We start from the raw sequence: 10,231 nt of genomic DNA, 5'->3' as shown, positions 1-10,231 counted from the left end.
TGCGCGGCCCTACATGCACCGGATCGCGAAGTAGGCCGCGAAGTGGGCCGATACGCCCCAGGCATTGCCAGGATTCACCGAGCCTGCAATAATCCGCGGTTTCCCTGAATGGTGTTCAGGGTGATCAAGCCCGGGCGGCTGCTTTTCGCGCATTCCATGCAGGATGCAGCAGGCCCGGCGGGTGTTGCCGATCGAAGCCGCGCCCGTAACTGAACCTTCAAGGATCGAGAACATGAAACGTACTTACCAGCCCTCCAAGACGCGCCGTGCGCGCACCCATGGCTTCCTCGTGCGCATGAAGACGCGCGGCGGCCGTGCCGTCATCAACGCTCGCCGCGCCAAGGGCCGCAAGCGTCTGGCCGTCTGAGGCCGGGCCGCTCGGCTTTCGGCCGCTTACGGGTTTGCACCGCCAGTTCCCTGCCGGGGACGCTGCACCCATGCATCGGCTGAAAACGCGCCCCCAGTTTCAGGCAGCCATGGCGGGAGGCACCGTCTCCCGCACGGCGCACTTCGCATTGCACCGGCTGGGTTTGCCGCCGGTGGCAACCGATGGAGTTCCGCCAGCCACAGGGCCCGATTCCTCGCCGCAGGCGCAGGGATCGCAGGCCCTGTTTCTTGTGGGGGGGCAGGCGGGCGGCGTGTGGCTGGGCGCCATGGTGCCCAAGCGCTGGGCCCGCCGCGCAGTCACGCGCAACACCATCAAGCGCCAGATCTATGCCGTGGCCAGCGGGTTCGAGGCGCGCATGCCCAGCGGCGCGCACGTGGTGCGCCTGCGCATGGGCTTTGATCGCAAGCAGTTCGTGAGCGCCACCTCCGAGGCTTTGAAGCAAGCCGTGCGCGCCGAACTGGAACAGCTCTTTGCCGCGGCCGAACGCCGCAGTAGGGTGGCCGCGACAGGGGCGCGACCATGATGCGCGCGCTGCTCATGGGGCTGGTGCGCGGCTACCGGCTGCTGCTAAGTCCCTGGATCGGGTCGGCCTGTCGCTTCGAGCCCACCTGCTCGGTGTACTCTCTGCAGGCGCTGGAGCAACATGGTGCCGCGGCCGGCAGCTACCTGACCGTGCGCCGCCTGGCGCGCTGCCATCCCTGGTGCGAGGGCGGGCTGGACCCCGTGCCGCAGGAGCTGCCGCGCGGCATGCGCCTGTTTTCACGGCTCACGCCTTCCGACGACACTCCCTCTTCCTCACGTAAGAAGACTTCATGAACGACATCCGCCGCACCATCCTGTGGGTGATCTTTGGCTTTTCCATGGTTCTGCTGTGGGACAAGTGGCAGATCCACAACGGCAACAAGGCCACCTTCTTCCCCACGCCGCCGGCGCAGACGGCCAGCACGCCCGCGGTAGCGGCCTCCGGCGCTGGCGCTGCCGACGTGCCGGTGGCCGCCGCCAGCGCCACGCCGGGCGCGGCGCCGCAGCCGCCCGCAGGCGCCAGCGTGCCGCCTGCCGCCATCCCGCGCGAGCGTGTGACGGTGAGCACCGACGTGCTGCGCCTGAGCTTTGACTCCGAAGGCGGTTCGCTGGTCCACGGAGAGCTGCTGCAATATCCCGAGATGGAGGACAAGACCAAGCCCTTCCTGCTGCTGGACGAGAGCGCTTCGCGTGTTTATGTCGCGCAGACGGGCCTCATCGGCAACGGTGCCGGCGGCGCCTTCCCCACGCACAAGACCCCCATGGCGGTCGTGCCCGGTCCGCGCGAACTGCAGGACGGCCAGAACGAGCTGACCGTGCGTTTCGAGTCGGCCGACATGGGCGGCGTGAAGCTGGTCAAGACCTGGACGCTCAAGCGCGGCGCCTACGACGTGGCCGTGAAGCATGAGGTGGTCAACACGGGCACGGCCCCGGTATCGCCCCAGCTGTACCTGCAGTTGGCGCGCGATGGCAACAAGCCGGCGGGCGAGTCGTCGTTCTACTCCACGTTCACCGGTCCGGCCGTGTACACCGAGGCGAAGAAGTACCACAAGGTGGAGTTCAAGGACATCGAGAACGGCAAGGCCGAGATCGACAAGTCTTCCAGCAACGGCTACGTGGCCATGGTGCAGCACTACTTCGCCACCGCGTGGCTGCTGGGCGACGGCGTGCAGCGCGACAACTTCGTGCGCAAGGTGGACACCAACCTGTACTCGGTGGGCATGATCACGCCGCTGGGCGAGATCGCCCCCGGCCAGTCGAAGGCCGTGGACGCGCGCCTGTTCGCCGGCCCGCAGATCGAGACGCTGCTGGAAAAGCTGGCCCCGGGCCTAGAGCTGGTCAAGGACTATGGCTGGCTCACCATCCTGGCCAAGCCGCTGTACTGGCTGCTGGACCAGTTGCACAAGGTGATCGCCAACTGGGGCTGGTCCATCGTGGCGCTGGTGTTCCTGCTGAAGATTGCGTTCTACTGGCTCAACGCCAAGGCCTACGCCAGCATGGCCAAGATGAAGGCCATCAACCCGCGCATCATGGAAATGCGCGAGCGCCTGAAGGACAAGCCCCAGCAGATGCAGCAGGAGATGATGCGCATCTACCGCGAGGAGAAGGTCAACCCCATGGGCGGCTGCCTGCCCATCATGATCCAGATCCCGGTGTTCATTGCGCTGTACTGGGTGCTGCTGTCCAGCGTGGAGATGCGCAATGCGCCGTGGATCGGCTGGATCAAGGACCTGTCCTCGCCCGACCCATTCTTCATCCTGCCGCTCCTGATGACGCTCTCGTCGCTGCTGCAGACGGCGCTGAACCCCGCGCCGCCGGACCCGATGCAGGCCAAGATGATGTGGCTGATGCCGCTGATGTTCAGCGTGATGTTCTTCTTCTTCCCGGCCGGCCTGGTGCTGTACTGGCTGACGAACAACATCCTGTCGATCGCGCAGCAGTGGATCATCAACACCCGCATGGGCGTGCCGCCGCAGTTCAACCTGCCCAAGTTCCGCTGACGGAGCGCGGCCTTCCCGGCCGCAATCCCCTGCTCCCTGCAACGGCCGCTCAGCGGCCGTTGTTGTTTTCGGTACGATGATTGCTACTACGTGATCCGGTAGTAACCATCAACACACAGGAGCCAGACGGATGATTCAACGTACCACCTTCAAACTGGGCTTGCTGGGGGCCGCCGTGCTCGTGGCCATGGGCACCGCCCACGCCGCCACCATGCGCTGGGCCGGCGCCAACGACATCCTCACCGTGGACCCCCACGCGCAGAACCACCAGACCACGCACGCCTTCCTGCAGCAGGTGTACGAGAGCCTGGTGCGCTATGACGACAAGTACCAGATCGAGCCCGCGCTGGCCACCAAGTGGACGCAGGTCTCCCCCACACAGGTGCGTTTTGAACTGCGCAAGGGCGTGAAATTCCATGATGGTGCGCCATTCACGGCCGATGACGTGGTGTTCTCGCTCACGCGTGCCGGCACGGCGCCGTCCAACATGATGTCCGCGGTGCAGAGCGTCAAGGAAGTCAATAAGGTGGACGAGCACACGGTGGACGTGTTCCTCAAGGGCCCCAATCCCATCCTGCTGCGCGAGCTGACCGAGGCGCGCATCATGAACAAGGCCTGGGCCGAGAAGCACAACTCTGTGAAGTCGCAAGATTACGCGGGCAAGGAAGAGAACTACGCCTCGCGCAACGCCAACGGCACGGGCCCCTTCGTCATGGTGGGCTGGCAGCCGGACGTGAAGGTCACGCTCAAGAAGAACCCCAACTGGTGGGACAAGCCCAAGGGCAACATCGACGAGGTGGTGTTCACCCCCATCAAGTCGGCCGCCACGCGCTCGGCCGCGCTGATCTCGGGGCAGGTGGACTTCGTGGTCGATCCGCCGCCGCAGGACCTGGCGCGCATGAAGGCCAACCCCGACATCAAGCTCATCGAAGGGGCCGAGAACCGCACCATCTACCTGGGCCTGGACCAGTTCCGCGACGAGCTGCCCGGCGCCGGCACGGCCGGCAAGAACCCGCTCAAGGACAAGCGCGTGCGCCAGGCGCTGTACCAGGCCATCGACTCTGCGGGCCTGCACAGCCGCACCATGCGCAACCTGTCGGTGCCTGCGGGCACCATGATCGCTCCCATGGTGCATGGCTGGACCAAGCAACTGAACGAGCGTGCCGCCAAGTACGACGTGGAGGCCGCCAAGAAGCTGCTGGCCGACGCCGGCTACCCGAACGGCTTCTCGCTCAAGCTCGACTGCCCGAATGACCGCTACGTGAATGACGAGGCCATCTGCCAGGCCGTCACCGCCATGTGGACGCGCATCGGCGTCAAGACCAACCTGCAAACCGCGCCCATGGCGCAGTTCGTCACCCGCGTGATGAACAACGACGTGAGCGCCTACCTGTTCGGCTGGGGCGTGGCCACGTTCGACGCGCTGTATTCGCTGGACTCGCTGATGTCTACCAAGGACGGTAAGACCGCTGCCGGCGTGTACAACGGCGGTCGTTTCAGCGACCCCAAGCTCGACGCCATGATCCAGCAGATCAAGGTCGAGATGGATTTGCCCAAGCGCGACGCCCTGCTGAACGACGCGCTCAAGCTGACCAAGGACGAGTACTACTACCTGCCGCTGCACCACCAGATCCGGCCCTGGGCCATGCGCAAGAACGTGGATACCGTGCACCGCGCGGATGACCGGCCTATGCCGATCTGGACGACCATCAAGTAAATCCGTCCCACCTGCCAAGGCCCGCTCCGCGGGCTTTTTTTTGGCTGTCGAATCGGGAGCAAGGGTTTTCGCTAGGTTTTGCGGGTTGTCAGCCGCTTGAATGATAGAAATTTTTCTTTAATATCCGCCTCTGCAAATTTTTTATCATTACAGCGTCCGCCCACCATGTCCAAACCCGTGCACGCCAGCCCGCCGCCGGTTTCGATCACTGCGCGCATCACACAGGCGCGGATGCAGCTCACGCCGTCGCACCAGCAGATTGCGGACTATGTGCTCAAGCACCCCTTGCAGGCCGCCACCATGCCCATCGATGAGCTGGCGGCGGCGGTGGGCGTGTCCGTGGCCACGGCGAACCGCTTCGCGCGCGCCATCGGCCTGGACGGCTACCCCATGCTGCGCGCCGAGCTGGTCAAGGGCTTCGAGGCCATGCTGGCGCCGGTGGAGAAGATGCGCGTGCGCCTGGAAAAGCCCGGCAGCGCGCACGATGCCTTCCTGGCCGTGCTTGACGAGAGCCAGAACAACATTGCCGCCACGCGCGCCGCGCTCGAGCCCGCGGCCTGTGAGGCCGCGGTGCAGGCCATCGCCGCGGCGCGGCGCATCTATGTGCTGGGCTATGGCGCCTCGGGCTGGCTCGCCGGCATGCTGGCGCGCGGCCTGGACATGCATTGCGACAGCGTGCACCTGCTTGCCACCGTCGCCGGCGCCACCGACGGCGCGCGCCAGCTGCCGCGCATGGCGGCGCAGGACCTGCTCATCGCCATCAGCTTTCCGCGCTACCTGCGCGATACCGTGGCCCTGACGCGCGCGGCGCACGAGCGCGGCGTGCCCATTCTGGCCCTGACCGACGGCCCGCATTCGCCGCTGGCGCCGCTGGCGCGCCACTGCCTGTTCGCCAAGACCGAGAGCTACCACGCGGCGAATTCCGAAACCACGGTGCTGGCGCTGATCGAGGCCCTGGTCAGCGCCGTGGCGCTGCACACGCGCGGCACGCTGCAGAACGCCGCGCGCATGACCGAGGCCGTGCTGCCCTGGCTGCACGGCGCGGGCCGCGCCGCCGCCCACAACGCTTGCGAATGAAGACCATGCCCCATACCGCATCTTCCGTCACGCCCGTCATCGCCATCCATGGCGGCGCCGGCACGCTCACGCGCAGCCACATCAGCCCCGAGCAGGAGCGTGCCTACCATGCGGCGCTGCAGGAGGTGCTGTGCGCCGGCCAGGCCGTGCTGGCGCGCGGCGGCTCGGCGCTCGACGCCGTGTGCGTGGCCGTGCAGGCGCTCGAGGACTGCCCGCTGTTCAACGCCGGCCATGGCGCGGTGTTCACGGCCGATGCCACGCACGAGCTGGACGCCGCCGTGATGGACGGTGCCACCCTGGCCGCCGGTGCCGTGGCCGGCGTGAGCCGCGTGCGCAACCCGGTGCTGGCCGCGCGCGCGGTGCAACAGGACGGCCAGCATGTGCTGATGATAGGCACGGCTGCCGAGCGCCTGGCGCAATCGGCGGGTCTGGCCATGGTGGCGCCCGACTACTTTTCCACCGAGGCGCGCCTGGCCCAGCTGCGCGCGGCCCAGGCCAAGGCCGCGGGCGCGGTGCTGGACCATGACGGCGCCGCGGCCCTGGCCGCGCGCACCCCGGAGGGGCCGCTGCACGAGGGCCGCAAGATGGGCACCGTGGGCGCGGTGGCGCTCGATGCCCGGGGCCACCTGGCGGCCGCCACCTCCACCGGCGGCTTGACCAACAAGCGCCCGGGCCGCGTGGGCGACAGCCCGCTGACCGGCGCCGGCACCTATGCCGATGACCGCACGGCCGCCGTCTCCTGCACCGGCCATGGCGAGAGCTTCATCCGCGTGGCCGCGGCGCACGATGTCTGCGCGCGCATGGCCTACGCCGGCGCCACGCTGCACGAGGCGAGCGAGGCCGTGGTGCACCAGGCGCTGGCCGCCATCGGCGGCACCGGCGGGTTGATCGCCGTGGACCGCCAGGGCAATGTCTGCCTGCCCTTCAACACCGAGGGCATGTACCGCGGCCTGGCGCGCGTGGGCCAGGCGCCCGAAACCTTCATCTACCGCTGACCGGGGCTGCCCTGCCATGACGAACCAATCCCCCAACGCCGCCACGTCGCTGGCGCTGCCCGAGCAGCGTGTGCTGGCCGTGCACGACCTGAGCGTGCGTTTCACCAGCTCCGAGCGCATTGTCGATGCCGTGCGCAAGCTGTCCTTCCACGTCGATCGTGGCGAGACCCTGGCCATCGTCGGCGAGTCGGGCTCGGGCAAGTCCGTCACCTCGCTGGCGCTGATGCGCCTGGTCGAGCATGGCGGCGGCAAGATCGTGGGCGGCTCGGCGCTGCTGCGCCGGCGCGGCGGCCAGGTGCTGGACGTGGCCCGGGCGACGCAGGCGCAGATGCGCGAGGTGCGCGGCGCCGACGTGGCCATGATCTTCCAGGAGCCCATGACCTCGCTGAACCCGGTGTTCACGGCCGGTGAGCAGATCGCCGAATCCATCCGCGTGCACCAGGGCATGGACCGCGCCGGCGCGCGCGCCGAGGCGCTGCGCATGCTGGAGCTGGTGCGCATCCCCGAGGCGAAGAATGTGCTGGACCGCTTCCCGCACCAGCTCTCGGGTGGCATGCGCCAGCGCGTGATGATCGCCATGGCGCTGTCGTGCAAGCCGCAGCTCTTGATCGCCGACGAGCCGACCACGGCGCTGGACGTGACCATCCAGGCGCAGATCCTGCAGCTGATCCGCCAGCTGCAGGACGAGATGCACATGGGCGTGATCTTCATCACCCATGACATGGGCGTGGTCGCCGAGGTGGCCGACCGCGTGCTCGTCATGTACCGCGGCGACAAGGTGGAGGAGGGCTCCTCGGACCAGGTGTTCGCCGCGCCCCAGCATGCCTACACGCGTGCGCTGCTGTCGGCGGTGCCCAAGCTCGGAGCCATGCAGGGCACGGACCTGCCGCGCCAGTTCGACCTGCTGCGCCCCGACGGCAGCATGCTCACCGGCCAGTCCTCGCCCGTTGACACCCGCCCCGCCGATGCCCAGCCCATACTGCGCGTGAAGAACCTGGTCACGCGCTTCGACCTGCGCTCGGGCCTCTTGAACCGCGTCACGCGCCGCGTGCATGCCGTGGAGCAGGTCAGCTTCGACCTGTACCCGGGCGAGACCCTGGCGCTGGTGGGCGAGTCGGGCTGCGGCAAGTCGACCACCGGCCGCTCGCTGCTGCGCCTGGTGGAGAGCCAGAGCGGCGCCATCGAGTTTGGCGGGCGCAACATCCTCGAGCTGCCGCGCAGCCAGGTGCAGGCGCTGCGCCGCGACATCCAGTTCATCTTCCAGGACCCGTTCGCCTCGCTGGACCCGCGCCTGACGGTGGGCTTTTCCATCATGGAGCCGCTGCTGGTGCACAAGGTTGGCACGCGCGAGCAGGCCCAGGCGCGCGTCGACTGGCTGCTGGAGAAGGTGGGCCTGCCGCGCGAGCATGGCCAGCGCTACCCGCATGAGTTCTCGGGCGGCCAGCGCCAGCGCATAGCGATTGCGCGCGCGCTGGCACTGAACCCCAAGGTTGTCGTCGCCGACGAATCGGTGTCGGCGCTCGACGTGTCCATCCAGGCGCAGATCGTGAACCTGATGCTGGACCTGCAGCGCGAGCTGGGCGTGGCCTTTTTGTTCATCTCGCACGACATGGCCGTGGTCGAGCGCATCAGCCACCGCGTGGCCGTGATGTACCTGGGCCGCATCGTCGAGATCGGGCCGCGCCGCGCCATTTTCGAAAACCCCCAGCATTCCTACACCAAGAAGCTGATGTCCGCCGTGCCCATCGCCGACCCGGCGCGCCGGCACCTGAAGCGCGTGCTGCTGGAGGGCGAGATCCCCAGCCCGATCCGCGCCGTGGGCGACGAGCCCGTGGTGCCGCCGCTGCAGCAGGTCGGCCCGGGGCATTTCGTCGCACCGCCGGTGGTTTGATGTTGAAACCGGCTGTAAAGCGCGATGAATAAGCGCAATAAGCTATTGTTTTTATAGTATTTACCGTTCTTACACCCACCCGGAGACCTCCCATGCAAAAGACCTCTGTCACCTTCCGCCGCAGCCTGCTGGCCCTGGCCATCGCGGCCGCATCCACGGGCGCGCTGGCTGCCGGCAATGCCGTGCTGGCCATTGGCGGTCAGCCCGAGACGCTGGACCCCTACAACACCAACACCACGCTGACCACGGCCGTGACCAAGACCTTTTACGAAGGCCTGTTCGAGTTCGACAAGGACCTGAAGGTCAAAAACGTGCTGGCCGAGAGCTACGAGATGTCCAAGGACGGCCTGGTCTACACCTTCAAGCTGCGCCAAGGCGTAAAGTTCCACGATGGCACCGACTTCAATGCCGCCGCGGCCAAGGCCAACCTCGACCGCGTCATGAATCCCGAGAACCGCCTGCTGCGCGCCACGCAGTTCAACCGCATCGCCAAGGTCGAGGCCGTGAACCCGCAGACCCTGCGCGTCACGCTGAAGGAGCCCTTCGCGCCCTTCATCAACTCGCTGGCGCACGCCTCGGCGGCGATGATCTCGCCCGCCGCGCTGCAGAAATGGGGCAACAAGGACATCGCCTTCCACCCCGTGGGCACGGGTCCATTCGAGTTCGTCGAGTGGAAGCAGACCGAGGCCATCGTCGGCAAGAAGTTCGCCGGCTACTGGAAGAAGGGCTACCCCAAGGTGGACCAGGTGAGCTGGAAGCCGGTGCTGGAGAACGCCACGCGCGCCGCCATGGTGCAGACCGGCGAGGCCGACTTCGTCTACCCCCTGCCCTACGAGCAGGCGGCCAATCTGAAGAAGAACGACAAGATCGAGGTGGTGAGCACGCCGTCGATCATCGTGCGCTTCCTGGCCATGAACGTGCTGCAGAAGCCCTATGACAACCCCAAGGTGCGCCAGGCCATCGCCTACGCGGTGAACAAGGAAGCCATTGCCAAGGTGGCCTTCGGCGGCTACGCCTTCCCGGCCCAGGGCATCGTGCCCCAGGGCATCCAGTACGCGGTGAAGATGGACCCCATCCCCTACAACCCGCAGAAGGCGCGCGAGCTGCTGAAGGAGGCCGGCTACCCCAACGGTTTCGAGTCCACGCTCTGGGGCGCCTACAACAACACCACCACGCAGAAGGTGCTGCAGCTGGTGCAGCAGCAGCTGCAGCAGGTGGGCATCAAGCTGCAGGTGCAGGCCCTCGAAGTGGGCCAGCGCACCGAGTGGGTGGACGCCTGGCCCGACCCCAAGACCTCCAAGGTGCGTCTGTACTACACCGGCTGGTCGTCTTCCACGGGTGAGGCCGACTGGGCGCTGCGCCCGCTGTTCGCCACCGAAGCCCAGGCGCCCAAGCTCAACAACATGTCCTTCTACAGCAACAAGGTGGTGGATGACGCCATCGCCAAGGCCTTGGTGACCACCGACAGCACCGAGCGCGCCAACCTGTACAAGACCGCGCAGGAGCAGCTGATGCAGGACTTGCCGCGCATTCCGCTGGTCACCGACGAGGGCCTGTATGCGCATGCCAAGCGCCTGTCGGGCGTCTACGCCATGCCCGACGGCAACATCAACAGTGGCGAGATCGCGCTGAAATAAGCCC

Annotated in this window: 10 protein-coding genes; 9 read left to right on the top strand and 1 reads right to left on the bottom strand. The window is 67.1% G+C overall.

The window, feature by feature from the left end; translation table 11 throughout:
- Window positions 1-9: 9 nt before the first annotated feature.
- Window positions 10-234 (bottom strand): hypothetical protein, encoded by a 225-nt coding sequence (locus MRB47_RS19485; RefSeq protein ID WP_252101534.1) that lies wholly within the window; start codon window positions 232-234, stop codon window positions 10-12.
- Between MRB47_RS19485 and rpmH the strand changes: the two genes are divergently transcribed.
- The 9 genes from rpmH (at window position 233) to gsiB (ending at window position 10,227) form a co-directional block, all read left to right on the top strand.
- Window positions 233-367 (top strand): 50S ribosomal protein L34, encoded by a 135-nt coding sequence (gene rpmH, locus MRB47_RS19480; RefSeq protein WP_005798102.1) that lies wholly within the window; start codon window positions 233-235, stop codon window positions 365-367. The genes MRB47_RS19485 and rpmH overlap by 2 nt on opposite strands.
- A 70-nt stretch (window positions 368-437) precedes the next feature.
- A complete protein-coding gene (locus MRB47_RS19475) occupies window positions 438-911 on the top strand; it encodes a ribonuclease P protein component (RefSeq protein ID WP_011807218.1) in 474 nt (157 codons plus the stop codon).
- A complete protein-coding gene (gene yidD, locus MRB47_RS19470; protein WP_011807217.1) occupies window positions 908-1,204 on the top strand; it encodes a membrane protein insertion efficiency factor YidD in 297 nt (98 codons plus the stop codon). The genes MRB47_RS19475 and yidD overlap by 4 nt, the downstream gene beginning before the upstream one ends.
- The gene (yidC, locus tag MRB47_RS19465; RefSeq protein ID WP_123675437.1) at window positions 1,201-2,910 is read left to right on the top strand and encodes a membrane protein insertase YidC; all 1,710 of its coding nucleotides are present in this window, start codon (window positions 1,201-1,203) and stop codon (window positions 2,908-2,910) included. The genes yidD and yidC overlap by 4 nt, the downstream gene beginning before the upstream one ends.
- Window positions 2,911-3,040: 130 nt before the next feature.
- Complete coding sequence (locus MRB47_RS19460; protein ID WP_252101533.1) at window positions 3,041-4,627, top strand: ABC transporter substrate-binding protein; 1,587 nt, start codon at window positions 3,041-3,043, stop codon at window positions 4,625-4,627.
- Between the two features lie 165 nt (window positions 4,628-4,792).
- Complete coding sequence (locus MRB47_RS19455; protein ID WP_252101532.1) at window positions 4,793-5,704, top strand: MurR/RpiR family transcriptional regulator; 912 nt, start codon at window positions 4,793-4,795, stop codon at window positions 5,702-5,704.
- The gene (locus MRB47_RS19450; RefSeq protein ID WP_252101531.1) at window positions 5,701-6,699 is read left to right on the top strand and encodes an isoaspartyl peptidase/L-asparaginase family protein; all 999 of its coding nucleotides are present in this window, start codon (window positions 5,701-5,703) and stop codon (window positions 6,697-6,699) included. Before MRB47_RS19455 ends, MRB47_RS19450 begins: the two co-directional genes overlap by 4 nt.
- 16 nt (window positions 6,700-6,715) lie before the next feature.
- Entirely contained in the window at window positions 6,716-8,590 is a 1,875-nt protein-coding gene (locus MRB47_RS19445; RefSeq protein ID WP_252101530.1) for a dipeptide ABC transporter ATP-binding protein, read from the top strand.
- Between the two features lie 92 nt (window positions 8,591-8,682).
- The gene (gsiB, locus tag MRB47_RS19440; RefSeq protein WP_252101529.1) at window positions 8,683-10,227 is read left to right on the top strand and encodes a glutathione ABC transporter substrate-binding protein GsiB; all 1,545 of its coding nucleotides are present in this window, start codon (window positions 8,683-8,685) and stop codon (window positions 10,225-10,227) included.
- Window positions 10,228-10,231: the final 4 nt, after the last annotated feature.

Origin of the sequence: Diaphorobacter sp. LI3 (genome assembly GCF_022807955.1) — a bacterium.
Lineage (GTDB): Bacteria > Pseudomonadota > Gammaproteobacteria > Burkholderiales > Burkholderiaceae_C > Diaphorobacter > Diaphorobacter nitroreducens.
The sequence above is the reverse complement of the archived record's forward strand: the minus strand, read 5'-3'. Positions and strand labels throughout refer to the sequence as shown.